General features: G+C 44.4%; 28 protein-coding genes. 13 read left to right on the top strand and 15 right to left on the bottom strand.

From position 1 onward, the window contains the following. Window positions 1–18 precede the first annotated feature (18 nt). The 10 genes from UWK_RS14420 to UWK_RS14375 form a co-directional block, all read right to left on the bottom strand. Window positions 19–1,515 (bottom strand): complex I subunit 5 family protein, encoded by a 1,497-nt coding sequence (locus tag UWK_RS14420; protein ID WP_015405123.1) that lies wholly within the window; start codon window positions 1,513–1,515, stop codon window positions 19–21. Then, window positions 1,512–3,029: a complex I subunit 5 family protein gene (locus UWK_RS14415; RefSeq protein ID WP_015405122.1), complete on the bottom strand. Its 1,518-nt coding sequence runs from the start codon at window positions 3,027–3,029 to the stop codon at window positions 1,512–1,514. Before UWK_RS14415 ends, UWK_RS14420 begins: the two co-directional genes overlap by 4 nt. Then, window positions 3,029–3,364 (bottom strand): cation:proton antiporter subunit C, encoded by a 336-nt coding sequence (locus UWK_RS14410; RefSeq protein ID WP_015405121.1) that lies wholly within the window; start codon window positions 3,362–3,364, stop codon window positions 3,029–3,031. Before UWK_RS14410 ends, UWK_RS14415 begins: the two co-directional genes overlap by 1 nt. Continuing rightward, window positions 3,361–4,071 (bottom strand): Na(+)/H(+) antiporter subunit B, encoded by a 711-nt coding sequence (locus UWK_RS20255; protein WP_015405120.1) that lies wholly within the window; start codon window positions 4,069–4,071, stop codon window positions 3,361–3,363. Before UWK_RS20255 ends, UWK_RS14410 begins: the two co-directional genes overlap by 4 nt. Then, window positions 4,034–4,366: a Na(+)/H(+) antiporter subunit B gene (locus UWK_RS14400; RefSeq protein WP_015405119.1), complete on the bottom strand. Its 333-nt coding sequence runs from the start codon at window positions 4,364–4,366 to the stop codon at window positions 4,034–4,036. The genes UWK_RS20255 and UWK_RS14400 overlap by 38 nt, the downstream gene beginning before the upstream one ends. Further along, entirely contained in the window at window positions 4,363–4,665 is a 303-nt protein-coding gene (gene mnhG, locus UWK_RS14395; RefSeq protein WP_015405118.1) for a monovalent cation/H(+) antiporter subunit G, read from the bottom strand. Before mnhG ends, UWK_RS14400 begins: the two co-directional genes overlap by 4 nt. Beyond that, window positions 4,646–4,933: a monovalent cation/H+ antiporter complex subunit F gene (locus tag UWK_RS14390; RefSeq protein WP_015405117.1), complete on the bottom strand. Its 288-nt coding sequence runs from the start codon at window positions 4,931–4,933 to the stop codon at window positions 4,646–4,648. The genes mnhG and UWK_RS14390 overlap by 20 nt, the downstream gene beginning before the upstream one ends. Continuing rightward, a complete protein-coding gene (locus UWK_RS14385) occupies window positions 4,930–5,466 on the bottom strand; it encodes a Na+/H+ antiporter subunit E (RefSeq protein ID WP_015405116.1) in 537 nt (178 codons plus the stop codon). The genes UWK_RS14390 and UWK_RS14385 overlap by 4 nt, the downstream gene beginning before the upstream one ends. Window positions 5,467–5,655: 189 nt before the next feature. After that, the gene (locus tag UWK_RS14380; protein WP_015405115.1) at window positions 5,656–7,563 is read right to left on the bottom strand and encodes a biotin/lipoyl-containing protein; all 1,908 of its coding nucleotides are present in this window, start codon (window positions 7,561–7,563) and stop codon (window positions 5,656–5,658) included. Window positions 7,564–7,659: 96 nt separating this feature from the next. After that, window positions 7,660–9,102 (bottom strand): acetyl-CoA carboxylase biotin carboxylase subunit, encoded by a 1,443-nt coding sequence (locus UWK_RS14375; protein WP_015405114.1) that lies wholly within the window; start codon window positions 9,100–9,102, stop codon window positions 7,660–7,662. Window positions 9,103–9,436: 334 nt separating this feature from the next. Here UWK_RS14375 and UWK_RS14370 point away from each other — a divergent pair, with 334 nt between their 5' ends. The 5 genes from UWK_RS14370 to UWK_RS14350 all read left to right on the top strand — a co-directional run bounded on the left by UWK_RS14370 (window position 9,437) and on the right by UWK_RS14350 (window position 12,690). After that, window positions 9,437–9,733 (top strand): 4Fe-4S dicluster domain-containing protein, encoded by a 297-nt coding sequence (locus UWK_RS14370; RefSeq protein ID WP_153305005.1) that lies wholly within the window; start codon window positions 9,437–9,439, stop codon window positions 9,731–9,733. Then, on the top strand, window positions 9,720–10,862 hold the full coding sequence (locus UWK_RS14365; RefSeq protein WP_015405113.1) for a 2-oxoacid:acceptor oxidoreductase subunit alpha: 1,143 nt from the start codon (window positions 9,720–9,722) through the stop codon (window positions 10,860–10,862). The genes UWK_RS14370 and UWK_RS14365 overlap by 14 nt, the downstream gene beginning before the upstream one ends. A 36-nt stretch (window positions 10,863–10,898) precedes the next feature. Next, window positions 10,899–11,783, top strand: a complete 885-nt coding sequence (locus tag UWK_RS14360; RefSeq protein ID WP_015405112.1) for a 2-oxoacid:ferredoxin oxidoreductase subunit beta — start codon at window positions 10,899–10,901, stop codon at window positions 11,781–11,783. Beyond that, window positions 11,758–12,366 (top strand): 2-oxoacid:acceptor oxidoreductase family protein, encoded by a 609-nt coding sequence (locus tag UWK_RS14355; protein ID WP_228130020.1) that lies wholly within the window; start codon window positions 11,758–11,760, stop codon window positions 12,364–12,366. Before UWK_RS14360 ends, UWK_RS14355 begins: the two co-directional genes overlap by 26 nt. 84 nt (window positions 12,367–12,450) lie before the next feature. After that, window positions 12,451–12,690: a hypothetical protein gene (locus tag UWK_RS14350; protein ID WP_167320754.1), complete on the top strand. Its 240-nt coding sequence runs from the start codon at window positions 12,451–12,453 to the stop codon at window positions 12,688–12,690. A gap of 56 nt (window positions 12,691–12,746) precedes the next feature. Here the strand turns inward: UWK_RS14350 and UWK_RS14345 are convergent, their stop codons facing one another. The 4 genes from UWK_RS14345 to serC are packed head-to-tail and all read right to left on the bottom strand — an operon-like array spanning window position 12,747 to window position 16,548. After that, window positions 12,747–13,508 carry a SagB/ThcOx family dehydrogenase gene (locus tag UWK_RS14345; protein ID WP_015405109.1) on the bottom strand — a complete coding sequence of 254 codons (762 nt, stop codon included), beginning with the start codon at window positions 13,506–13,508 and terminating at the stop codon, window positions 12,747–12,749. Then, window positions 13,501–14,574 carry a 23S rRNA (adenine(2503)-C(2))-methyltransferase RlmN gene (rlmN, locus tag UWK_RS14340; RefSeq protein WP_015405108.1) on the bottom strand — a complete coding sequence of 358 codons (1,074 nt, stop codon included), beginning with the start codon at window positions 14,572–14,574 and terminating at the stop codon, window positions 13,501–13,503. The genes UWK_RS14345 and rlmN overlap by 8 nt, the downstream gene beginning before the upstream one ends. A 4-nt stretch (window positions 14,575–14,578) precedes the next feature. After that, window positions 14,579–15,448: a radical SAM protein gene (locus tag UWK_RS14335; protein ID WP_015405107.1), complete on the bottom strand. Its 870-nt coding sequence runs from the start codon at window positions 15,446–15,448 to the stop codon at window positions 14,579–14,581. Between the two features lie 14 nt (window positions 15,449–15,462). After that, entirely contained in the window at window positions 15,463–16,548 is a 1,086-nt protein-coding gene (gene serC, locus UWK_RS14330; RefSeq protein ID WP_015405106.1) for a 3-phosphoserine/phosphohydroxythreonine transaminase, read from the bottom strand. Between the two features lie 190 nt (window positions 16,549–16,738). On the opposite strand from serC, the gene UWK_RS18710 reads away from it, so the two are divergent. Continuing rightward, window positions 16,739–17,533, top strand: a complete 795-nt coding sequence (locus UWK_RS18710) for a GGDEF domain-containing protein (RefSeq protein WP_015405105.1) — start codon at window positions 16,739–16,741, stop codon at window positions 17,531–17,533. Here UWK_RS18710 and UWK_RS14320 read toward each other — a convergent pair. Continuing rightward, window positions 17,519–17,980 carry a tRNA (cytidine(34)-2'-O)-methyltransferase gene (locus tag UWK_RS14320; protein ID WP_015405104.1) on the bottom strand — a complete coding sequence of 154 codons (462 nt, stop codon included), beginning with the start codon at window positions 17,978–17,980 and terminating at the stop codon, window positions 17,519–17,521. The genes UWK_RS18710 and UWK_RS14320 overlap by 15 nt on opposite strands. 298 nt (window positions 17,981–18,278) lie before the next feature. On the opposite strand from UWK_RS14320, the gene UWK_RS14310 reads away from it, so the two are divergent. From UWK_RS14310 to purB, 7 genes are all read left to right on the top strand, one after another. Next, window positions 18,279–19,529, top strand: a complete 1,251-nt coding sequence (locus tag UWK_RS14310; protein WP_015405103.1) for an aspartate kinase — start codon at window positions 18,279–18,281, stop codon at window positions 19,527–19,529. A gap of 12 nt (window positions 19,530–19,541) precedes the next feature. Next, complete coding sequence (gene cimA / locus UWK_RS14305; protein ID WP_015405102.1) at window positions 19,542–21,146, top strand: citramalate synthase; 1,605 nt, start codon at window positions 19,542–19,544, stop codon at window positions 21,144–21,146. Further along, a complete protein-coding gene (locus UWK_RS14300) occupies window positions 21,118–21,603 on the top strand; it encodes a ComEA family DNA-binding protein (RefSeq protein WP_015405101.1) in 486 nt (161 codons plus the stop codon). Before cimA ends, UWK_RS14300 begins: the two co-directional genes overlap by 29 nt. Next, on the top strand, window positions 21,596–22,537 hold the full coding sequence (gene miaA, locus UWK_RS14295; RefSeq protein ID WP_015405100.1) for a tRNA (adenosine(37)-N6)-dimethylallyltransferase MiaA: 942 nt from the start codon (window positions 21,596–21,598) through the stop codon (window positions 22,535–22,537). The genes UWK_RS14300 and miaA overlap by 8 nt, the downstream gene beginning before the upstream one ends. Beyond that, entirely contained in the window at window positions 22,534–24,279 is a 1,746-nt protein-coding gene (gene recJ, locus UWK_RS14290; protein ID WP_015405099.1) for a single-stranded-DNA-specific exonuclease RecJ, read from the top strand. Before miaA ends, recJ begins: the two co-directional genes overlap by 4 nt. Window positions 24,280–24,576: 297 nt before the next feature. Continuing rightward, entirely contained in the window at window positions 24,577–25,230 is a 654-nt protein-coding gene (locus tag UWK_RS14285; protein WP_015405098.1) for a histidinol-phosphatase, read from the top strand. A 235-nt stretch (window positions 25,231–25,465) separates the two neighbouring features. Then, window positions 25,466–26,911 (top strand): adenylosuccinate lyase, encoded by a 1,446-nt coding sequence (purB, locus tag UWK_RS14280; protein WP_015405097.1) that lies wholly within the window; start codon window positions 25,466–25,468, stop codon window positions 26,909–26,911. Window positions 26,912–26,914 lie beyond the last annotated feature (3 nt).

The following is a 26,914-nucleotide window of genomic DNA, read 5'->3' as shown; positions in this document are numbered from 1 at the left end:
TTTCAAAGATTGAGGGATTCATAAAGTATACCCCCTGACAATAAAACGTACCCAGGCCAGGGGGCTGATCTGAGCATTGGCTACTAAGCCTGCTGCCATAACAATAAAGGCCGTGACAAGTGGAGGTACAAGCAGCATTAAACGGGTCTCAAAACGACCGACATACAGCTCTTCAGGCCAGGCCCCCTGTTGCTTGTCAAACCAGGCATAGATCAGAATAGGAAGAAAATACCAGGCGTTGAGAAGGCTGCTCACCACAAGTACTACCAGCAACCACCAGTTTCCTCCGGCCAAACCACCAAGCCCCAGATACCACTTGGAAACAAAGCCAACAGTGGGTGGAATACCGATCATTCCCAAAGCTGCAATTGAAAATGCAGCCATGGTAAGAGGCATACGTCGCGCAACGCCACGCATTTCACTGATACGGTGAATGCCCAGTGTTTCGGCAAGATTTCCTGCGCAAAAGAACAAAGTTATTTTCATCAATCCCTGATGTACGAGATGGACAAGGCCTCCGATAACTGCAAGTTGCTGATCTACCATACTCATTCCAAGCGCAATATAGGAAACCTGGCTGATAGTAGAATAGGCAAGGCGCCTTTTAAGATCATCCTGCTGCAGTGCAAGGACCGATCCGTAAATAATAGTGAAGGCGGCAACAGCTGAAAGTAAAGGAAGGACTCCCATAAGGAGCAGGTTATGTGCTCCGTAGACATCAAGAACGATACGAACAATACCAAAAGCGCCGGCCTTGACCACGGCAACTGCATGCAAAAGAGCACTCACCGGAGCAGGTGCCACCATGGCCTGAGGGAGCCAGCCATGCAACGGAACCAGTGCGGCCTTGACGCCAACTCCGATAATCAGGAGGATAAAAATAAAAGTCAAAACCGATCCGTGGCTGGTAAGATACATAGGTGAAAATCCGCTTGCCGAGAAATCCATCGGTCCGACAATAGCTTGAAGCCAGACCACGGCAACAAGAAAAACGGCGCCACCACTGAAGGCATACATAAGATAATTACGGCCTGCGCGTAATGATTTATCTGTTCCCCGGTGGATAACCAGTGGATAGGTGGCAAGGGTGAGCATTTCATAAAAAAGAAGAAATGTCACCAGATTGCCTGCGAGGGCAATACCGATAGTAACCGTTACACAGAGACTAAAATAACCGAAAAAATGACTACGGTTGGGTGAGTTTTCAAGATAGCCAACTGCATAAACAGTGGTCAGGAGCCAGAGAACACTGGACAGGGTTGTAAAGAGAGCAGACAACGGATCCCCACTTAACAGTAACTCTACACCTGGGATAAGCGGTAATCGTATTTCAAAGACATGACCGTAATAAATACCGGCATTCATAACAAGAACCAGTGATATTTTGACTATTGAGCCACAAAAATTGAGGAGTGTGCGTAACCGATGTTTTTCCTCTGGCAGACAAAAGATGATAATGCCTGGGATAAATGAACTGAGCAGGATGGAAACAAGAAGCAGTTGACCGCTATTCATGGCAGCCCCCCCTGAAAGATCTGGGCAAACAGTCCACTGTCTTTATATAATACAATTTTAAGAACCCAGGGGGAGATCAGGCCAAGAAAAAGAGATATTAGAGCAAGAATGAGTGGGGGCCATTCCAGAAGAGGAGAAAGTGATACGTTTTTCTTGGATGATTCACCCTCAGGAATGACAAAAAAATTGGACATGACCCTGAATACGTAAATCATGGCCAATAGACTGCCTCCTGCAATCACGACTGCCCACCAGTATTGCAAGGAAGCAAAGGACGTGCTGAGGAGCATCCATTTAGCAATAAAGGCACCGGATGGGGGGAGTCCCATAAGACTGACTCCGGCAATACCGTAAGCAAAAACGGTGATCGGCTGACTGGACCTCACCCCTTTTAAACTCTTGATCCTATCGTGACCAAGGTGCAGGTACACATTGCCTGCCACCATAAACATTGCTGATTTTGCGCAGGCGTGGGTCAGGGCAATAAAAACAACGATGGACCACGCCTGTCCTCCATCTACAAACATGCTCAGGGGAAAGGCGACAAATAAATAGCCGAGTTGAGAAACAGTTGAATAGGCTACCATCAGCTTAAGTCTCTGTTGACGCATGGCTTGAATTGCACCCCAGAAAATTGCCAGTGCCCCGAGTGTCCCCATAAAATTCAGAGAAGAGAGACTGATGATAGGGGCAAAGATTTCAAACCAGAAACGGAATAACAGATAAAACGAAGCTTTGACCACCAGGGCTGAGAGAATAACACTTACTGGTGCCAGGGCATTGGCATGGGCAGGAGGCAACCAGAAATGGAGTGGCACCAGAGCGGTTTTCAGCATCAACCCGACTGTCAGCAATACAAGTGCCGTAGTTATTGCTAACCTGTTCCCAGCGAGGTTTTGCAGTAGAGCAAGATCCAATACGCCGCAGGAGCGGTAAAGAAATACAACACCGAGAAGATAGGTGAGTGATCCAATGAGGCTTATAAGCAGATAACGATAGGATGCCCGCAGGGACGCAGGTTTTCCTGACAATGCTGCGAGTGGAGCAGCTGAGATCGCTATAAGCTCAAGGGTGACATACAGATTAAAGATGTCAGCCGAAAGAAACAGACCGTTCAACCCAGTGAGCAGCAACATCCAAAGTGGCCAGAAATAGTGTTGTTGACGTTTGTGTCGTTGGGCCCGTAATGGATCGGAAATACGAAACAAAAAATATCCCCTGGCGTAGAGAGTGATGGCGAGGCCTGTTGCAGCAGTCATCAGCAGCATAAGCAGGGCAGGCCCGTCGCTTCGCAGGCTTATCCCCAATGGCGGGTGCCAACCGCCTATGTAACAACGCATAGGGCCGTAAACAAGCATTTGATAAATAAGAAAGCTGACCACAAAGAAATTTCCTATGGCCGCGGCAAGAGCAATACCAAATGTCCCGCGTTTAAACAGGAAACAGAGCAGACCAGCTACAAGAGGTAGAATAACTGGAAAAACTATCCATACTGCTGTATCGGAAGAGAACATCACAATCCGCGTTCCTTCATGGATTTACGATGATTTCTTTTTCTTAGCAGGTCGAGATTAGAGTTCTCCTGGACCTTACAGGCAAAGATTAAAGCCAGTGCCGTGACACTCACCGAAACGACAATACCAGTCAGCACCATGGCATGGGGCACAGGGTCGATGTCTCCCTGGCCAACTGGGATGTAGGCGGTTGCAACCAGAATTAGAAAGACTCCAGTTGCCATCACGTTAACGGCCAGGATTTTACGCAGGGGGTGGGAGTGGATAATAAGAGTGTAAAAGCCCATGCCAAAGAGTATCAGGCCGGTAAGACTATAAAGCATGGTTGTAATCATTGTACGTCTCCTTCGGAACCCGTCTCATCAGGTCGACCACCTGCAAAAAGCAGGGCCAATGTAAGACCAATGGAAAGTGCACAGGTCGTTTCGATAAGGAGAATCAGCCACCCAGCAGATCCTTTAGGGTAGTCCAGGAGTCCGCCACGGGCCCAAAGACAGTAAAGAGCGATGCCAGTAAAAATCAATGGCCCGAAAACCAGACCGATGCGAAGAACCAAAGCAGGAACAGCATGTGGCCAGGGAATTTCGCTTACCAGCAGGAGAACTCCTGCAGCACCTAAAATAGCACCTCCCTGAAATGCCCCTCCCGCCAGATGACTTCCCTGCCACACAAGATATGCTGCAACCAGGCACATTACCGGGGTAAGCAGATGAACAACACCTAGCTGCACTGGGCTTATGTCAGCTGTATTTCCGTAGGAAGTAGCTTTGGTCAGTGACCATACCCCAATGACAGCAACCAGGAGCACCATTACTTCAAGTAAAGTGTCATACCCTCGAAAATTGAGCAGCACAGCGGTTACCGGACTGTTCACACCACTCTGGTTCTGCATAGAGACAATACCAGCTTCAATTACTGAACTCTTTTCAGGAATATTACAGAAGATGACTGCAAGTATCACTGTCAAAGAAAAGAGAAGGAACAAAAAGAGCAGCTGAAAAGGATTACGCTCTCTGATGTGGTTGTTCCATTTTTTTTTCATTATCTCCGTCCCTGTTTTCATCGATATCAAGTCTACGTTCACCTTTGTGACATCGATTCATTCGTCTGAGGGCTGCAAGAAAAAGCGGTCCCGTCAGACCAGCTCCAAGTGCCGCCTCAGCAAGAGCCACATCTGGGGCCCGCATCCTAACCCAGGCCAGGGCCATCAAAAGGCCAAAGGATATGAACAGGACAACAGCCTTAAAGATGTCTTCACTATTGAGCAGATGCCAGCTTAACGAGAGAAGGGTTAAAACGAGGATGAGGTCGAAAAATGTTAAGATGGAATAGCTCATGAGCGTGTCCAGGGCTTAATGTTTTTCTGCATTGCACTGCTGGCAATGAGATGGCAGGATGCAGAACTTGCAACCATAACCAGCAACCAGATAAGCAAAAGTTTTACTATTAGCATCCAGTTGCAGGACTGGAGGGAAAGACCGCAGATTACACAGCCAAGCCCGACGTTATCCGCTTTGGTTAGAGCATGTAGCCTGGTGTAAATGTCTGGAAAACGAATCAGTCCCACGGTACCGGACAGAAAAAAAAGAAGACCAATTATAAGGATAAAGGTGCCACTATAATAGAGGATATCCATGTCTTTTCTTCCCGGGATCTTGCCAGGTTCGGCGGACAAAGGTTAAGGTGGCAAGTGCTGCGAGAAGTGCAAAAACGAGTGCAATATCAACGAGTACCGGGCTTGCCATTCCTGCACTCAACAGCAGCAGTATCGCCACACCGCAGGTGCCAAATAGCTGCGCCGTCATCATACGATCAGCAGCAGTAGGACCTCTCAGAATACGAATCATACCTGCAGCAATTGCAAGAAGCAAAATTAGAGCAAAAAATATATGAATCCAACTCATAGTTCTTCCTGTCTTTTTCCAGTCGTACAGCCCATCAACAGTGCAACCTGATATTCAAGGTGTTGAATGTTACGCCAAACAGGCAGTCCAAGATCAAGAGTGTGAATGACCACCTTGTTTCCATGCAACTTTGCACTCAATGTACCGGGGAGCAGGCTGATACTGTTAATAAAAAATATCCTGGCAGATCCTTCGGGCAGGAGAGTGGTATAGGAGACCAGCCCAGGATTAAGAAGTTGTCGAAAAGAGAGGGCACGGCGCATGACATCAGCGGCACCGTGAAAAGATTGGTAGAGAAAAAAAGGAATAAAACGAATAATGCCAGTAAAACTTATATTTACTCGGGAAGATGCAGTCAGTTTAAAACTAAGTGATGTGGTCAACAAAACTGCGGGAACACCTATAATCCAGCTCAACATGTCCGACCCGGCAAGTGTGTACCACAGGAGGGCATAGAGTATAAGACGGACAAGAATCCTAGGGACAGTAGCCGTTGAAATATAGCTTGTGGAATGACAGTTGTTGTTAGGCATGGACTCATTCCTTCAGTAAGGGCAGAAGAGGGACTCTTTTCTTATTTTCTTCGCTTTTACAGGAGAAAGTCAAGTTGTTTTATAATGGAATGAGCTACTGCAAGGGGAGGAGTTTATTGTTTACAAAAAAATGCCTTTCCATAATTGCTATTATGAAAAGGCATTTGAATCTGATACGGAGGGAAAAACCTATTCGTCTATATCAATTTTCAATATTTTATCACCAGGCTGTAATGAATCACCAACCTTGACTGAAATAGCAGTTACGATTCCATCTATTACGCTGTTAATAGGAGTCTGCATTTTCATGGCTTCCATAACAGCAAGTTTATCACCAGCAGCAACAGCCTGTCCTTCCTTTACACCGATTTCACAAACATTGCCGGAAAATGAAGCACGCATATCACCAGCTTTCGCAAGAGCGATTATTTCTTCTTTCGAGATAACAGCAGCCTTAGCGGTGACACCTTCAGGCAGTTCAGCCTCAAAGGTATATACGCGTTGGTGGTGATCAACATTGAGATAAACATTGGTCTCACCATCTTCATCTACGATGGATGGACCAACCTCAAGCATGTGCTCTTTTCCGGTATGATCGGTAAAGGTAAGTGTCTCTCCAGGATCAAATTGTCCCTGATGGAGGAATATTGAGGGAGGAAGTACGTATACTTTGCCGAATTTTTCTTCAAATTTGAAAAATTCTACTGCGTCATTGGGGTGCTGCAGGTACAGAACCAGTTGTTGATCAGTGGGTTCGCCACCAATTCTCTCAGTAAGAGTTTCCTTCTCTTTCTCGATGTCCATATCGCCGATATCTTCGACACCACCTTCTTTTTCGATAACTTTTTTCCAGTCTTTTCCAAGCACTTTCTCGAAAATCCATTCTTCAGGCTCGTAGAAGGGAAATGGGCCATATTTCCCAAGAAGGAGATTTCTCAGGTCACCCGATGGATTTCCGTAGCGTTCCCCCCCCTGTACGTTAGAAACGGCTGTTGTCCAGAGAATTTGGGAACCGGGGGTTACAGACCAGTAATTTCCTAATTCTTTCTGAACTCTTGGAAGTTCCTTGTGCAAAATATCCGGCATCTTATCAAGGAAACCACCCTTGACAGCCTGCTCAAGACTGGATCCCATTGCACCGCCGGGGAGCTTGTGAATCTGAACGGTGGGCTGGAACCCCTTAATCTGGGACTCAAAGGCTTCGTAGTACTGTCGTTGGTCTCGTATGGCCTCGGAGGTTTCAATAACTGCATCTTCGTTTATGGTCGCAGGATTATGACCAAGATCCTTCAAGGTCTGAATTACTGTGAGAATCGGTGCTGGTCCGTAGAAACCAGTGAAGGATGCATCAGAGGCATCAACGATTGTAGCACCATTCTGAACAGCAGCCACGATTCTCCCAACATCATTACCGTCAGTATTATGACCATGATAATGAATTGGCAGGTCAGGATGCTTTTGACGAATGGAATCAACAAGTTCTCCAATACGTGTAGGAGTTCCCAACCCTCCATGGTTCTTAATACAGAGAACAATATCGTTCCCGGTTACATCGAGGATTTCCTGAACTTTTGTCAGGTAGTAAGCGTCGGTATGTTCAGGACCTGTGGAAAAGCATATACAGGGCTCGTTGATTTTTCCGGCCTTGGCAACTTCCTCAAAAACAGCCTGCATATTCGGAATATAGTTCATGAAATCAAAAGTACGCCAGACATCAACGTATTTTGCAAATTCTCTAACTGTAAAACGAATGACATTTTGAGGGTAAGGACGATAGCCAAAAAGATTCACACCACGACACAGGGTTTGAAACATTGTGGTGGGCATTTTTTCACGAAGAATTTCCAGTTTGAGAAACGGGTCAACCTGTTTGCGGAGAATATCTACATGAACAGATGCCCCGCCTGTAATCTCGAGTGAAAAATATCCGGCTCGTTCTCTCGATTCTGCCGCCATCATGTCAGTATGGAGAAGAATTCTATTTTTAAAATCAGACTGAGAGAGATCACGGGCAGTATTGGTGATATGATAACCATCTGAATTCTGTAATTGTTTGACCACATCAGCCGGTGAGGTTCCTTGTACAATTCGTTCCATATTTATTCCTTCTCTATCAATGTTTGTCGTAACCAGGTCTTTCTAGGGAACCGTTTAACGACAGGAAAATTAGTGTCTTTAACTGTTGCTCTTATATCAGGCAGCGTATGGATTGTAACCACGATGATGAATTTCTGCTATCAAGTTTGCGAGTTTGCTGGCCTCATTGGCGTTGTCTTCATATATGAACAATTCAGGGTGTTTATCCAAATATGATGTGTCGAAATTCCCTGCTATAAAATCCGGCTCTTTGGCAATGTTCAGATAGAAGGGAATGGTTGTTTTCGGTCCAGAAATAACAAAATTCTGAAGACAACGGCGCAGCCTGTCCACAGTTTCATTCCAGGAGAAACCATGAACGGTCATTTTGACGAGCAATGAATCGTACACTTCGGGAATGGTGAAGCCCTGGTAAACAAATCCATCAAGTCGAACACCATAACCACCAGGTGAGCGATATACAGAAACCGTCTTTCCACCTTCTGGCATGAAATCCGCCTTAGGGTCTTCCGCATTTATGCGCATTTCGATGGCATGGCCACGTAACTGTACATCATTCTGTGAAAAGGAAAGTTTTTTACCAAGAGCAAGTTTGATCTGGGTACGAACGATATCAATGCCGGTGACCATTTCCGTTACTGTATGTTCAACCTGTACCCTGGTGTTGATCTCCATAAAATAATAATTGAAATCTTTATCTATAAGAAACTCTACAGTGCCGGCATTAAGATAATTGGCGGCTTTGGCGGCTTTAACAGCGGTTTCACAGATGGTATCCAAAAGTTTCTTGTCACCAATCATTGAGGGAGCAATCTCTATCAGTTTTTGATTTCTTCGTTGAATAGAACAGTCACGTGTCCCGAGGTGAATGGTAGTGCCTTCATGGTCTGCCATGATCTGGACTTCAACATGTTTGGGTTCAACAACCACCTTTTCAAGGTAAACCGATGCGTCATTAAAGGCAGCAAGAGCTTCAGCTCGAGCAACTGGGATTTCCGACTTCATCTGGGCATCGGACTCAATAAGCCTGATACCACGTCCTCCACCACCAGAGGTTGCCTTCAGCATGATTGGATACTTGAATTCGTCGGCAAAGGCTATGGCAGCCTTCACACCCTCGTCACCATGCGGAAGGTTGTCAGTGCCAGGTACCATAGGGATACCGGCTTCGGCCATAATCTTTCTTGCTATAACCTTATTACCTAAATTAGTGACAACTTCTGAAGATGGACCTATAAAGATAATACCTTCATCTTCACAGGCTTTGGCGAAGTTTGCATTTTCGGCAAGAAATCCATAACCTGGATGAATAGCTATGGCTCCGGTTTTTTTGGCAGCTTTGATTATCTTGTCAATGTCAAGATAGTCACAGCGTGGTCCCTTTCCAAGCCAGACAGCTTCGTTGGCGATGCGAATATGACTTGAGTCCTTGTCTGGCGTCTCATAGACAGCTACCGCTTCATAATGTAATTCCTGGATGGCGCGAATCAGTCGAATGGCGATTTCACCACGATTGGCAACTAATATTTTCGTTTTCAAAAGCAACTCCTTTCAAGATTAATTCAAAATTACAGCAGAATGTCTCACAGGGGGGGGAGGCCGTATAGTCACAGGCCTCATTGGTAACTCAGGATTGGATAGTTAGCATACATTTATAGTAAAGGCAAGTAATACTGGTGGATTGGAACAAATGACAATTTGAGCCTAACACCTGCACGAACTGGCAATACAATGAGCTATTCTCAGGAAATAACACAATATACTTGACAGTTCATTTAACGGTTATATAACAAAAACATACGTGTTACTGCGGATTTTCATACTGATCTCGTAGTTTTTAACAATTCAAAAGGTGAAAAACTGGTTACAAAAAATGGTTAAAGATTCCAAACCAAGAGGTAAAAAAGAGGTAAAATCTCCTGCCGCCGCCAAAGTAAAGGAAAAAAAGTTATACAATGTGCTCTTTTTTCACAACTGGTGCAAATCCTGTGGACTCTGCAGCGCTCTTTGCGCAAAACAGATCATTAAGACGGATGAGCTTGGGCTCCCATACATTGATGCAATGGACAGTTGCATAGGGTGCAGATTCTGCGAAATTCACTGCCCTGATTTTGCTATCACTGTGACGGGAAGACACCCTGAAAGGAGGCGCAGCAATGGAATTAAATAATACTCAGAAAAAAGTTCTCCTTCAGGGAAATGAAGCAATTGTTGCCGGGGCTCTGGCTGCTGGTTGTCGTTTCTTTGCTGGGTACCCTATTACACCAGCATCAGAGATAAGTGAGATCCTTTCGGTCAAATTACCGGAATTTGGTGGTACTTTTGTGCAAATGGAAGATGAAATTGCCTCCATGGGTGCTGTCCTTGGTGCCTCTCTTGCCGGAGTGAAGGCTATGACGGCCACAAGTGGCCCTGGATTTTCTCTTATTCAGGAGAATCTTGGCTATGGCTGTATCACCGAAGTTCCCTGTGTTATAGTAAATGTAATGCGTGGCGGGCCCAGTACAGGTCTTCCAACCAGCCCGGCCCAGGGCGATGTCCAGATGGCGAGATGGGGCACCCACGGTGACCACCCCATTATTGTTCTTGCCGTCTCTTCAGTTGCTGATTGTTTTTCGGTAACCGTAAGGGCCTTTAATCTTTCTGAAAAATATCGCACCCCGGTGATCATTCTTTCAGATGAGGTTGTGGCCCATACTCGTGAATCAGTGATACTTCCCGAGCCTGATCAGATTCGCGTTTTCGACAGAGTTAAACCCGATGTCCCGCCCGAGTGGTATAAGCCTTACGCCGATAACAACCGTAGTGTGCCTGATATGTCATCTTTAGGTGATGGCTACAGACATCACGTGACAGGTCTTGTTCATGATGAAAAAGGATTTCCGACCCAGAATCCTCAGGAAATCAAACAGTTTTTAACCAGAATTCATAAAAAGATCAGCAAGGGGTTCCAGGATATACAAATCACCAAAAACCACCATATGGAAGATGCTGAAGTTTTTGTTATCGCATACGGTTCTGTTGCCAGGTCAGCTCTCCGTGCTGTTCGTGACGCACGAAAGCTTGGGGTTAAGGCAGGGCTTGTACAGCTGATTACGCTTTTCCCGTTTCCACGAAAAGCTGTTGATACGTATCTTCGCCAATGCCGTGTTGCAATTGTTCCTGAAATGAATATGGGGCAGATGAGCAGAGAAGTAGGAAGGGTTAATCAGGCCGGATGTCGCATTGTGAAACATAATCGCATTGACGGTCAGCTGATAACCCCTGAAGAGATTCTTAAACATTTGACAACGGTATGATCTTGCATCTAAACAAGATTAAGGAGAATAAATACAATGCTTGAACGTGCTGAAATCATACGTAAAGAATATTTGCGACACGACAAAAAATTCCCTCATGTCTGGTGTCCCGGGTGTGGTAATGGAATTGTTATGGGTGCCTTGTTACGTGCTATTCACAGTATTGGCCTGAGTAAAGATGAGGTGGTGCTGGCATCTGGAATAGGATGTTCTGGCAGATTGCCAACCTATGTGGATTTTAATACCATCCATACCACCCATGGCCGTGCCCTTACATTTGCCACTGGAATAAAACTTGCCAAGCCAGAACTCAGTGTGCTCACCGTAATGGGAGATGGTGACGCAACCGCTATCGGTGGCAATCATTTTATCCATGCCGCGCGACGAAATATCGACCTCACTGCTATTATTATCAATAACGCGACCTACGGCATGACTGGTGGGCAGTACTCCCCGGCCACCCCTTATGGTGCCAAGTCGACAACGTCTGTTTATGGGCACGTGGAGCATGCGTTTAATATAGCAGAGCTTGCTGTTGCTGCCGGAGCATCTTTTGTCGCAAGAAGTACGGTTTATCACGCTAGCCATCTTGAGCAGATGATAAAAAAAGCCATAGAAAAACGTGGTTTTTCAGTGATGGAGATTATTTCTAATTGCCATGTGCAGCATGGGCGCAGAAATAAACTTGGCGGTGCTGTGGAGATGATTAATGGCTTCAAGGAACGTGCGGTAACCATTGGAAAAGCTGAGAAAATGAATCCAGAGGAACTGGAAGGAAAGATTACCATTGGAGTTCTCACCGACGTCGAAAAGCCAATCTCAACGGATGAATATCGACGCATTGCCGCTGAAGCCAAGGAAAAGGCAGACAATATCACTAAAGCGAAAGAGAAAAATGGGATCAAACGTTATGAAGAATGATGAACGATACGAAATCAGATTTAGCGGATCCGGAGGTCAGGGGATAATAACTGCAGCCGTGGTGATGGCCGATGGAGTAGGGGCCTTTGACAACAAGCATGTCTGTCAAACTCAAAGCTATGGCCCTGAGGCCCGTGGCGGTAAAAGTAAAGCTGAAGTTGTTATCTCAGGATCACCTATTGATTATCCAAAGGCACTGCGGGTTGACCTGCTCCTGGCCATGACCCAGACGGCTTGTGATGCCTATTTCTCGGATATTAAGGCTGATGGATTACTGGTGGTCGATTCCGGCCTTGTCAAACAACTGCCCACCAGTCGTTCGGTCTCAATTCCATTTACCCAGATTGCCAGGGAACAGATTGGCAGAGAGTTGGTTGCAAATATGGTGGCACTTGGAGCCGTTGGTTATCTCAGCGGTCAGGTTTCTCTTGATGGCCTGGAAAAGGCTCTACTTTCACGTGTTCCCAAGGGTACTGAAAAAATGAATTCAGATGCTCTTCATGCCGGTATTGAGGAGGCAAAAAAAATCGACCTCAATCTTTTACCAAAATCTGTACTCTCAGAATGGGAAGACGAACTTTAACGCCAAAACAATAAAATGGAAAATATCATTAATGTCACGCACGAATTTTATGCCTGGGCGATTCCAGGAGTTTTTCTTTGCGTGGTGGCATTTTTAGTATTCAGAAGTGCTACCATGCAGGCTCAACTGAAGAGAGGATTTATCTTTCTCTTTCTGGTCGCTATTATTTCTGTGGGGTACTTTTTACTTACCGGAAAGTCACCCACGGAAATTCCAGCTTCTATCAATAGCTTTTTCAATACTCCTCGGGATCCTGAGAAGAGAAAAATTAACTACTACAGGGACCCTAAAGAACGAGTTGGTAATCAGCTAAACGAGGAATAGCCAGCATTTATCATGGACCACCTGGACAATAGTCCTCTTTTTCACCTGACACTCGCCTACAGACTGCATTGTCCTTTAACTGGAATCCTTTTTCCAATTGCGGCAGCATAAAGAATGGACTCCTCGGCAGGATTGACACCCAGTAACTCATTCACCTCATCGTCGTAAAAAGCAGCAACGGGACAACCGCCATTCTCGGTTGCTTCGGCCGCCAGGAGTAGATTTTGACAGACGTGCCCTGCATCAAGTAGCAGATAGCGTACGCCACGATTTCCATATTTACTCATACACCTTCTAAAAACAGCAGTCCAGAGAAAGGTCACCGCTGATTGTGCCATAAATTTCTGATTTAAACAGGCCGTTGCCACTGCTTCGGCACACTCCGTTTCACTCAGAATATTCAGTGCAAAATTTTCCACATCAAAATGGTATAAGCCGGGTTCAAGATCTGTTACATTTTTAATGCTCAAATAGGTTTCAATGGGATAGAGCGCACCTCCTGAAGGTGCTGTCCGAAACGTATAGCTTCCTGATTTGGCAGTGATACCCTGGCTGGCCCAAAGCATGAACGCCAGCTCCTCAAAGGTTACAGGTTCTGTTGAATACTTACGAAGGGAACGTCTGCTTTGGAGCAAGGGAGTGATACGGGCTTCCTTGAGGTTCCAGTTCCTGGGTAATTCGATTCTTTTTGAGTCAGGATATTTCTTAAAGGTGTTGACCTCAGCAATAGCTGGGCGTTTGAACTGTTTTATCGTTTCACGATTATAGAAAGTATCACGCAGATATTGATATCCAGTACATGTTTCAAGTTCAGGCATCCTGTACCTCGTTCTCTTTTTGTTTGGCAAGTTGACCACATGCAGCAGAAATATCTTCACCGCGGCTTGTGCGAATAAAAACTGAATAGCCCTTGTCCCTTACAATTTTCTGGAAGGCAAACACCCTATTTCTGGATGGGCTTTTGTAGGGAAGGCCAGGAGATTCATTATATGGAAGCAAATTGATTTTACAGGGGATGTCACGGAGAATCCTAGCTAGTTCGTAGGCATTTTCATCGGAGTCGTTAATCCCATGCAACAGAATATATTCAAACATTATCCGTTTCCGTTTAGCCATTGGATAGTCGCGACAGGCCTGTAGTAACTCCTCCAGAGAGTAGCGATTGTTGACCGGCATGAGGCTATTCCTGGTCGTATCATCGACAGCATGGAGAGATATGGCGAGATTTACATCTGTTTTCTCACCGAGTTCGAGCATCTTACTTACGATTCCACAAGTCGAAACAGTAATGCGCCTGTTGGTCATATCAAGGCCACGCTGTTCTGTAAGAATAGATATGGCCTTGATAAGATTGTCCAGATTATTTAGTGGCTCTCCCATTCCCATGAACACGAGATTTGTAACCCGATCTGGTCCTATACGTTTTGACTTCGGGGCGTTCCTCAGGAAATCACCGGCAGCACACACCTGATTAACAATTTCAGAGGGCGTAAGGTTGCGAGTAAATCCCATTGTTGCGGTAAGACAGAAAGAGCAATTCATGGCGCAACCAACCTGCGAGGAAACACAAAGAGTGTTGCGGTCGGGTTCCGGAATAAGGACTGATTCTATAAGCTTCCCATCATCAAGTGTGAATCCGAACTTCACACAACCGTCCTGAGATTGTTGAATAAGAGGATCTTGAAATTGAGATATTCTTGCGTTTTCTGCGAGCAACCGGCGGAAGTCTTTTGCAAGATCGGTCATCTGGGAAAAGTCTGTGATGCCAGGACGATACAGCCAGGACATGATTTGCCTGGCACGAAAGGCAGGCTGGCCCAAAGATTCCACGTAACAGACAAGTTCGTCCTGGGTCAGATTTCTTAAATCAGTTTTAGGATTCATTCTTTTATAAGGCCCGAAATCTTTCAGGAACAAGTGGCTGATTCCCAAGCAGGGCCATTTTAACACTATTCAGCATGGCCTCACGATCACGAGGAAGACGGCCGGAAAGAGGGAGGTAGTTAGATGCATGATTAGCCATAAACTGCACGGGATAACATGTTATATTCAGTAGTAATTCCTGTAGTTCAAGAAGTATTCCGGTTGAGTCCGGCAATTCGAACGTACCTTCCTGGTACTGTCTTCCAAGATCTGTATTGCTCAGCGGCATCAAACAGAGTGCCGCAATTTGTTTAGGTTCCATAAGACTGAGGACCCTTGCTGTTTCCCTGGCATGGTGCAGACTGTTTTGCACCCCACCTAGGCCCAGGAGGACAGTAACTGAAAGAAAAACACCAGCCTTTTTCGCACGACAGGCAGCAAGAGCCATGGACTTGTCAGTCTCATCTTTTTTTACTGCAGCAAGTACTTCATTGGCACCACTTTCAAGTCCCATATAAATTCGATGCAAACCAAGTCTCTTCAGCTCTTTGAGTTCGTCGACCGTCTTTGCCCGAATGGCCTTTGCGTTTCCATAAAGGGCGATGCGGTTCACCTGGGGAAGGTTTTCCCTGATAAGTTCAAAAAGTGCCACCAACCTCTTCTGAGACAGGATAAGCACGTCACCATCTGCGAGAAAAACACGCTTTTGCTTTCCACAATAGCGGGCAGCAAAAGCAATGTTATCAAGAACTTCCTCTTGACTGCGAATGCGAAACTTCTTCTCTTTGTAGGCACCACAGAATGTGCAGCGGTTGTGAGAACAGCCTACGGTCACCTGGAGGATGATAGAATTGGCCTCACTGGGCGGACGAATAATGTCTCCATCGTAATTCATTTGAGAGTGAGATGTCAGGCAGGGTTGTCAGCTTCAAATTTTTTCATAAATTCAACTAGCTTTACTACACCTTCCCTGGGAAATGCATTGTAAATGGAGGCACGACAACCACCGATGGAACGATGTCCCTTAAGTCCATTCAATCCAACCTCTGTGGCTTCAGCTATAAATTTGGCCTCAAGATCAGCATTTGGCAGGTTAAAGGAGATGTTCATCAAAGAACGTGAGGCTTTCTCAGCATGGCCTCTGTAATATTCTGTACCATCAATGCAATCGTAGAGGAGACCGGCTTTTTCGATATTGATTTGCTCAATGGCCTCTATGCCACCTTTCTTTTTCAACCATTTCAACACTTCACCAACAACATAAATAGGAAAGCAGGGTGGTGTGTTAAACATAGACCCTTTGTCAGCATGGGTTTTGTATGTGAGCATGGTGGGAGTGTTTTTGGGAGTCTTATCAAGGAGATCCTCCCTGATAATAACAATTGTAACACCAGCAGGTCCCATATTCTTTTGCGCACCAGCAAAAATAAGCCCAAATTTAGAGACGTCTATCTTTCGGGATAAAATATCTGAAGACATATCTGATATCAACACTTTATCCGTCTCGGGAAATGAAGAAAACTGGGTTCCGTAGATGGTATTGTTTGAAACAAAATAGAGATACTCAGATGCGCTGTCGACACTGTACTCATCTTGTGTTGGCACTCTGTTGAAGGTCTGCTCTTCACTTGAAAAGGCTACTTCAATATCACCAAACAACCTGGCCTCTTTTATAGCTTTTTTGGACCACGTTCCGGTATTCAGATAGGTCGCTTTCTTACCATCGCCAAGAAGGTTCATGGGGATCATGAAAAACTGGCTTGAAGCTCCCCCCTGAAGAAAAAGAACCTTATAGTTGTCCGGAATTTCCATAAGCTCACGGAGCATGCTTTCGGTAGTGTCAGCAACTGCCATAAACTCTTTGGAACGGTGACTCATTTCGATGAGGCCGATACCGGTTTCTTTAAAATTAAGGACATCCTTTGAGGCCTGCTGAAGTACTTCAACGGGAAGCGTTCCGGGACCAGGACTGAAATTATACACGCGATCAACCATCTTTTTTACTCCTTCTGGAAAAAATAATACCTGAATTGACTGTAATCTGTTATGAAAGAATATTCTAAAATGCTCACATTGCTGGAATTTGTTCCAGGAAATGACAAAAAACAAATAGATAACCGTAGCCAGCCACCATTTGAGTAGTTGGTGTTACCATATTCCTGACTCTTCGTCACCTGTAGATTTTATGAAAACAGCTCGAATTGATGTTCGGACTGATATTCGAACAGATGTACTCATACGTGTTCTCCTTGGTTGCGCTCTGTTCCTTGGGATCGTTCTTGCCGCAATTGACATCTACTCATTGGTCAGCTGCACTGATACTCACGCATCCTGGAAAACATTACACAGAATCGCCCTGACGGATAGTATCTTTCTTGTTATTGCACTGGGTATTGCTAATTTTCTTTTTATAAAATTTCGCAAACAGAGAACTCAGGACATCCAACATACTGATTCGTTGACAGGATTAGTCACCCGGCATGCCTTCGGTGAAATTTTTGAACATGCCTTGCTGGACGCCAAGCGCACACTTGAACCACTCTCTGTCCTTATCGTTGACATCGATCACTTCAGGGGGATCAATGAACGTTATGGGCATAAGGCCGGGGATGCTCTGCTCTCCATGTTAAGTAAATCCATTCAGAGTGTGCTTCGTGCATCCGATATTACCTGTCGGTGGGAAGGGGATCAATTTCTAGTAGTGTTGAAAGAATGCTCAACAAAAGACAGCTGCCGTATTGCTGCAAAAATTCTTGAGATGACACGTAGCCTGGCACTCAAGAAGGGTGAAGATACAATAAAAATCAGCATAAGCATTGGAATTGCACAGATGGTTTCCGATGACAATATTGAAACCCTTACCGCCAGAGCAGAAACTGGCCTTTACAGTGCTCGGGATAATGGCCGTAATGGTTGTGCTGTAGGGTATGACTGGATTTTGATCAATTACGCATGTGAGCCCATACTATTGCCGGCTTAAGGCAGCATAGAGAACAATTCCTGCAGTCATCGCCAGATTCAAACTTCTGATATTCGAATTGGCCATGGGGAGAGTAAAACAACGATCTGAATAAAGCTTAAGAAGATCTTCGGGTAATCCTTTTGTTTCCTTACCAAACACGAGGTAGTCACCGGGTTTGAAAGGTGCATCAATATAGGACCTGCTGGTTTTAGTAGTAAGAAAATATAATCTGTTTTCATCCTGAGCTTTAAGGAAATCGTCAAAGCATTCCCAGTATCTAATGTCTACAAACTTCCAGTAATCAAGGCCTGCCCGTTTGAGGTGCTTATCATCGGTGGAAAAACCTAAGGGGCGGACCAGGTGCAGAACGCTATTGGTTGCCCCACATAAGCGTGCAATAGAACCGGTATTAGGTGGGATTTCCGGTTCTACCAGTACTATATGAAATGACTCATTATCGTTCATGTGTTTTACTGTTTCCTTTAAAATTGAAGTGTTTTTTTGCTACATGTTTTTTCACTGGGGTTTACCTTACTATAGATAACATCTTTAAAAAAAGCACAATTGGACAGTTGTTTTTGATACATTTTCGACTGAAAGAAGAAAAGATTGCATTTTTACCGACAGGTACTAAATTGTATGAATTTATGCTTGAAAGTGAATAGCAATAGAACTTATCAATCAGCAACGGGTCTGACAGACCCTCCACTGATTTCTATTTTATCTTAGGATCCCTGCTACTTATAAAGGAGTTAGACGTCAGATGGCTTTAATTGTACAAAAATTTGGGGGAACTTCCGTCGGTAATCCTGACAAGATTAAACAGGTTGCCAGGAGGGTACTCAAAAAGAAAAATGAAGGGCACCAGATGGTGGTTGTTCTTTCTGCCATGTCTGGAGAGACTAACCGTCTCACCGATTTTGCCATGCAGATGCAGGACATACCGGATCAGAGGGAGATGGATGTCCTTCTTTCCTCTGGGGAACAGGTAACCGTTTCTCTTTTTGCTATGGCAGTGAAGGCCTTTGGCGATGATTGTATATCCTTTCTTGGTGACCAGGTAAAGATTAATACAGACAGTTCACACACGAAAGCACGGATTGAAAACATTGATACAGAGAGAATTACGACGGAACTCAACAACGGCAAGGTAGTAGTGGTAGCAGGGTTCCAGGGTGTTACTCAGGATGGTGACATTACCACGCTTGGCCGTGGCGGTTCCGACACCACAGCTGTGGCCCTGGCTGCTGCACTGCAGGCTGATGCCTGCGAGATTTTCACCGATGTTGAGGGGGTCTATACAACTGACCCCAACATATGTGCAAAGGCCATAAAAATAGACAGAATTTCTTATGACGAGATGCTGGAACTGGCAAGCCTTGGCGCTAAGGTTCTGGATATCAGATCTGTAACATTTGCAAAACAGTACAATGTCCCAATCCACGTCCGTTCCACATTTACAGAAACTGAAGGGACATGGGTTGTTGCGGAGGATAAAGCAATGGAAGGAAGAATAGTTTCAGGTGTAACCTATAATAAAAACGAAGCACGAATTACCGTATCCGGCGTTCCTGATCAGCCAGGCATTGCTGCTAAAATTTTCACTCCCATTTCTGACGCTGACATTATTGTCGATATGATTATCCAGAATCAGGATACCGGTAATGGTCTAACCGATATGACCTTTACTGTTGTTCGCAGTGATTATCAGCGCACCTTGCAACTCCTTCAGGAGATAGTCGAAAAAATAGGTGCCAAAGGTGGCGTTCATGGTTCCGATGCCATCACCAAAATTTCCATTGTTGGTGTCGGTATGCGGAATCATTCAGGGATTGCATCCACCATGTTCAGAGTACTCTCTAACGAAGGAATCAATATTTCCATGATATCGACTTCTGAAATTAAAGTTTCCTGTGTAATTGAGGAAAAATATACAGAACTTGCGGTTCGTGCTCTCCACGATGCGTTCGAACTTGACAAGGAAAATCTGCCCGAAGAAGAGAATATATTATAATTGGTGAGCTTTATGACAAGATCCGTACAAATATACGACACAACCTTGAGGGATGGAACTCAGGCTGAGAATTTCAACCTTTCTGTTACCGACAAGATTCGTATCAGCCATAAACTCGACAATCTTGGAATTGATTTCATTGAGGGAGGCTGGCCCGGATCAAATCCCCTGGCGGTCGAATTTTTCAAGACCATGCAGGGAGAGACTCTTAAACATGCAAAACTTGTTGCTTTTGGTTCCACACGTCTCTTTTCCAATCCCTGCCAGGAAGATAAAAACCTTCAGGCTTTACTTGATGCTAAAACACCAGTCATTACCATTTTTGGTAAATCCTGGGATATTCATGTCCACGATGCGCTACGAATAGAACTTGAAGATAATCTGCTAATCATTGAAGAGTCCCTTGCCTATTTAAAACCACACGTGGAAACGCTTTTTTATGATGCTGAACATTTCTTCGATGGTTTCAAAAAAAATCATGATTACGCTCTAGCAACTCTCGGGAAGGCAATTAGTGGCGGTGCCGAATGTCTGGTTCTTTGTGATACAAATGGTGGGATGCTACCGCATGAAGTTCAGCCTATAATAGAACGTGTACAGCGGTTCGTTACTGAGCGCAGCAAAACGGTAACTCTTGGCATTCATGCCCATAATGATTCTGAAACAGCGGTCGCAAATTCACTCCTTGCTTTAAGCCTTGGTGTAACCCAGGTACAGGGAACCATGAACGGCTACGGTGAACGCTGTGGAAACTGCAATCTTACCTCCGTCATCCCTGCCTTAGGCTTGAAGATGGGGTATGAGTGTGAATCTGTAAAAAATATTGACCGACTGTATGACACTGCCATGCTGGTTGATGAGCTTGCCAATCTGCCACACAATAAATACCAGCCATATGTAGGTCGTTCAGCCTTTGCCCATAAAGGTGGCATTCATGTCTCAGCTGTTAAACGAAACCCGTTAACCTACGAGCATATTGAGCCGGAAAAGGTTGGAAATGTCAGGAGAATCCTTATTTCTGATCAGGCAGGGAAGTCCAATGTTTTACACAAGGCCAAAAAATTCGGTATTGATCTCGATCCGAACAGTCCCATTGCAGCCTCCATCGTTGCTGAATTGAAAAATCTTGAAAACCAGGGGTTTCAGTATGAAGGCGCAGAGGCGTCCTTTGAACTGCTGATGCGTCGTGCCATAGGAGCACAGGCGAATTTTTTCACCCTGAGAGGCTTCAGGGCAATAAATTCTAAGCGTAGCATGGATAAACCTCCCGAAACCGAAGCAACCATCAGGGTTGAGGTTGGCGGTGAGGAAGTCCACACAGCCGCCATGGGAGATGGGCCGGTTAATGCACTTGATAAGGCGATGCGAAAAGGATTGACTCAATTTTATCCAGCCCTCGAAGAGATTGAACTGGTTGATTACAAGGTTCGGGTTCTTTCAGGTCAGCATGGGACAGGAGCTAAAGTCAGGGTTCTTATAGAGTCAAAGGACAAGTACGAACAGTGGGGAACTGTAGGCGTATCGGTGAACATTATAGAAGCATCATGGCAAGCTCTTGTTGACTCTTTAACCTATAAATTGATGCGGGATGAACAGCGTAACGCAACCAAAAACTAGGACGGACATTGTTTCAAGAGAAGAGGGGACAGGCAAAGAGCTTTTTGCACTTTTTTGCTGTTCCCTCTTTGCTTTAACCCAGTTGTTTTTTCTCTTCGATTTTTCACCAAATACTTCTCAACGTAAAATAGAGCTTCAGGTTGTAAACGGTCATAAGCTCGTCTTAAATGATCGGCTTTGGCAGAATTCTTTTGAATCAGAGAATCCCTGTCTTAGCGTCGAGCAACTCAATTTTTCACCATTTTTCTTTCTTCCGGTAGCCATCAATCACTGCGACAAACTGTTACTTATGTCTGTGAAAGGTATCGGTACAGAACTCGCCGAAAAAATACTCCAGACACGAAACCAATTCGGTCCTTTTGAAACGGCGGAAGACCTCCTGAGGGTATCCGGAATAGGCCCTGTGAGGATGGCTCAAATTGCGCCCTATTTAAGTTTTGTCAACTATTATGAGTAATGCGTTTGAGTTTCCTTTCCGTGAACCGATTGTTGTTCTGATCGGGCCAACCGCCGTCGGAAAGACAGCCCTTTCCATAGATATTGCACGGGAATTTGGCTTCGAAATAATCAGTGTCGACTCCATGCAGGTATATCGCTATATGGATATTGGCACAGCCAAGATAACCAGGGAAGAGATGAAGGGCGTAGAACATCATTTAATCGATGTGGTCGATCCAGACGAACCTTTCGATGCTGGCACCTATGAGACCAGGGCTATAGAGGCTATTCGAAATATACATACGAAGAAAAAGAAAATTCTTGTTACCGGGGGAACTGGTTTATACCTCAAGGCCCTTATTAATGGTTTGGCACCGAAGTTACCAACATTCCCAAGTATAAGAAAAGAGTTAGTGACTGAACTAAACAGCCTTGGACGTGATGTATTGCATGAACAATTGTCACTAATAGATCGTAATTCTGCCAAAAGAATCCACAAAAATGATAGCCATAGACTTGTCAGGGCTTTGGAAATATTCAGAGGAACAGGTAAGAAATGGTCAGCTTTAATAGAAGAACACAAGAGGCAGAATACAAAAAGGTTCCCAAACATTCTGATTATTGGACTGACTCGTGACAGAACCAGACTCTATGAGCGAATAGACCAGAGAAGCAGGATAATGCTTGAAAATGGCTTTGAAAGTGAGGTTAGGGGGTTGCTCGACAGGGGGTACGAAGAGAATTGTAAATCCATGCAATCCATTGGATATAGCCATATGACCAGGTTTATAAAAGGCGACCTAAGCAGGAATGAGATGTTTGAACAACTCACCAGAGATACACGCAGATACGCAAAACGACAGTATACCTGGTTTAACAAAATCAAAGAAGTCCAATGGCTTGAAACAAGTGATTCTGGAATAGCAAAAACGATGATAAGAGATTTTTTATGAGTGTCGAGCAAGGACAGAAACGAATTAGACTTTCAGACGGTAAATACCTGAATCCTTTCATCGAAAAACTGCTTGCAAGAAGAGGGATCTGCGGAAAAGATGAGATTCAACAATTTCTTGAACCAAAGCTCAAAGAATTGCCAAGTCCATTTTTATTGAAAGATATGGATCTGGCGGTGAACCTTATTGAGGAGACCATAACCAACGGTCACCCCATATTGGTTTGGGGTGATTACGATGTTGATGGGACCACGGCCACAGCGCTCCTTCTTTTATTTTTCAAATCGATTGGTTACACCGCCGATTATCACATCCCCAATCGATTGACAGATGGTTACGGCATACAAAAAGATGGCCTGAGAAAGGTATCGGAGAACAGAGATACCGACAAATGCCTACTGATAACTGTAGATAATGGAATATCTGCACACGAGGCTGTGGAGTATGCCAAAAAACTGGGCTATAAAGTCATTATAACAGATCACCACCTTGCTCTGCCAGAAAGGGTAATGGCAGACGCAGTGATCAATCCAAACCAGACGAACTGTGAATTCCTGGATAAAACACTGGCTGGTGTCGGAGTAGCATTTTACCTTGCAATGGCAACAAGGACACACCTGTTAAAATGCGGATATTTCGATACTATCAACAAACCACCGAACTTAAAGCAATTTCTAGACCTTGTCGCCATTGGAACAATTGCAGATATGGTTCCTTTAAAAAAAATTAACAGGATTATGGTTAAAGCAGGGATGGAAACCATTGGCGACCAGAAAAACCATGGCATAACCGCGTTGTGCCACCTTAACAACCTGGATCCTAAGTGCATTCGATCTGAAGATGTTTCGTTTCAACTGGCTCCAAAGATTAATGCTGCCGGGAGAATGGGGGAGGCGGACAAGGCCATAAAACTTTTTTTGTCATTGAATAAAAAAGAGGCTTTTGCAATCGCCAAGGACCTTGTCGAGAGCAACGATAAACGTAAACTCATAAACATCAAGGACTTTATTAGTGCAAAGGATAACCTTTTGCGCCAGGGCACAAATACCAAACATTCCATTATAGTTGCTGGAAATTACCATGTTGGAGTTGCTGGCATTGTGGCATCTAATCTTGTTGAAGAATACCAAAAACCCAGTGTGGTTCTCTGCGATCTTGGCGAAGGAGTTTTAAAAGGTTCAGCGAGGTCCGTTGTTGGTATAGATATCTTCAAGGCCCTGGATAATTGCAGAGAGGTTCTTCTTGGTTTTGGTGGTCATGAAATGGCTGGCGGAATGAGCTTGTTAAAGGGAAATTTGATGAATTTCAAAAAATTATTCGATGAATCCATACAAAAACAATCAAATAGGACGCCTGAGAACAGCGATAATCAGATAGATGATGATATTGAGATTAACGATTTATTTAATGGTGAAATTCTCAGACAGTTACATTTAATGGAGCCATTCGGAACAGACAATCCTCAGCCGATTTTTAGGGACCGCTCAACTGAATTCTTAAAAGTATTGCCTCTAGGAAGAGATAAGAGTCACTTGAGATTTAATTTCCGTGGAGAAAGACATACCATAGAGGGGGTTGGCTTCGGAATGGGAAAACTAATAGAGCATTGCCGATTATCAAAAGAACGGGACATTCTCTACACCCCAAGTATTAATTTTTTCAAAGGGAAGAGAAGTTGGCAGGTAAGAGTGACAAAAATCGTATTCAACAACGACAACATCCCGGACTCACAACATAATTAAATATTATACATAATATACATTATGCGACATAGGTTGTGCTGGGAAAACGAGGACCATTAAAAAGACAATATTTTGTTAAGCGATGGCGCCGGTATAATTCATAGCCCCCCAGGTTGCGCTTGCTTCAACACCCTTGTCATCCTAAGAGCTTTCTTTAAAAAAAACTTTCACTTTCCGTCGCACTTAACCGCTCTCTGCGCTTTTAAATTTGCCCAAAAATGATTAGTATGTGCAAGAATTGCAATTCTGTTTAGATTAAAAAAAACCGTTTTCTAATTACTTACATTGTGAGAATATATGACTTTAGCGCTTTTTGACCTCGATAACACCTTACTTAGTGGTGACAGCGATCACGAGTGGGGGAATTTTCTTATCAGTAAAAATCTAGTAGATGGGGCAAGCTATAAAGCTGCCAATGATGCATTCTATGCTCAATACAAACAGGGGTCCCTCGATATCTTCGAGTATTCAGCCTTTAGTTTTTTTCCGTTAACTCAGCACTCTATGTCTTTTCTTAATGTGTTACATGAAGAATTCATGGATACTGTCATTCTTCCTTTAATTCGGCAAAAAGCCATTGATCTGGTTGAATCTCACAGGGCCCAGGGGCACACTTTAATTGTTATCACTGCTACGAATAGTTTTATCACCAAGCCGATTGTGAAATATTTTGGTATTGATAATCTTTTGGCAACTGAAGTGAAAATGGTTGAAGGGAAATTTACAAATTCAATTGAAGGGACACCTTGTTTTAGTTCTGGAAAGGTTACCAGAATACGTCAATGGCTTGATGAAAACAATGAGTCCCTGAATGGTAGTTTATTTTACAGCGACTCCCACAACGACCTCCCCTTGATGGAGTTGGTTGACACTGCTATTGCCGTAGATCCTGATGAAAAACTAGCTATTATTGCGAAGGAAAGAGGTTGGGATACAATTTCCCTCCTTTGATGATGCTCTTGTTGAAACAAATATAATAACGATACTCCAGCTAGATGCTAAACATATACCACAACACGCTTTAACTCATGTGGGTTGATGTTTTTTGAAAATTTTACCTGCCCTCTTCAATGTATCAGGGCAACACCGAGCTCCCTTTCGCTTTTACCTAAAAGATGGTAAAATATTGGTTTTTTATTTTTCCCACCCAAATAAACAACCGAAACCATTCAAAATGGAGATAGCCATGAATAGAGATATATACCAGGAACCTCTTGTCAGCAGATACACAAGTCGCGACATGCAGGAGCTTTTTTCAGAAAAGACAAAATTTACTAATTGGCGAAAGTGCTGGGTTGCTTTGGCTGAGGCCCAATTCGAACTCGGTCTCACAGATATAATCACCCAGGAAATGCTTGATGAAATGAACGCCAATGTTCATAATATCGATTTTGACGTAGCCGCAGCTAAAGAAAAGGAAATCCGCCATGATGTAATGGCCCATGTTTTCGAATTTGGGAGTAAATGCCCAAAAGCTGAAGGGATTATCCACCTTGGTGCCACATCCCAATTCGTTGTCTGCAATACTGACCTGCTTATTCAGAAGCAGGCACTGGATTTGATCCGCAAAGGTGTCCTTAAGGTTATATCCAATCTTGCCAAATTCTGTCTGGAACACAAAAACCTCCCTACCCTCGGGTTTACCCATTACCAGCCAGCGCAACCAACAACCGTTGGTAAAAGAAACACCCTTTATATTCAGGATCTTGTTATGGATCTTGAATATATTGACACTTTTTTTGATCAGATTAAAGCCAGAGGTGCTAAGGGTACCGTAGGCACCCAGGCCACATTTATAGAGTTGTTTCATGGTGATAACGAAAAAGTCAGACAATTAGACACTCTTGTTTCAAAAAAACTTGGCTTTGATAAGGTCTTTGCGGTAACAGGTCAGACATACCCGAGAAAGCTTGACATGAAGCTTGCCGAAACCCTTGCAGGAATTGGCGCATCTGCCCATAAATTTGCAGTGGATATGCGACTGCTCTCCAACCTCAAGGTTCAGGAAGAACCATTTGCCAAAAACCAGACAGGTTCTTCAGCCATGGCTTACAAGCGAAACCCCATGCGTTCAGAAAGACTGACAGGCCTCTCCCGTAAACTGATGGGTCTTCCCGCCGACTTCGCAGCAACCTTTTCAAATCAATGGTTCGAGCGGACACTTGATGATTCAGCAATTCGCCGGATGGATATTCCCCAGGCCTTTCTCCTCACGGATGCTATCCTTAAGTTATACGTAAACATAACGAGCCAAATGGTTGTATTTCCGAAACAGATCGAACGGCACCTTCGAATGGAACTCCCATTTATGTCCACTGAAAAAATCCTTATGGAAGCTGTTGAAAAAGGTGAAAGCCGGCAGGAAATGCATGAGGTTATCAAGGAGCATTCGCTTGCTGCAGGAAGGGTCGTTAAAGAAGAAGGTCTTGACAATGACCTTCTTGAGAGGCTGGCGCAGGATGACCGTATCCCCTTCACCCTTGACGATCTTATGGGACTCGTTGGTGATTATACTCAGTTCACAGGACGCGCCTCGGCTCAGACAGATGAATACATTCGCGAGGTGGTAGTTCCGCTGCTGGCTGCAAGGGAACACCAGATGGGTGAAGTTGACTCTTCCCTTTCCGTCTGATTT

Source organism: Desulfocapsa sulfexigens DSM 10523, from assembly GCF_000341395.1.
Taxonomy (GTDB): Bacteria; Desulfobacterota; Desulfobulbia; order Desulfobulbales; family Desulfocapsaceae; genus Desulfocapsa; species Desulfocapsa sulfexigens.
This window is presented reverse-complemented; position numbering and strand designations above follow the sequence as displayed.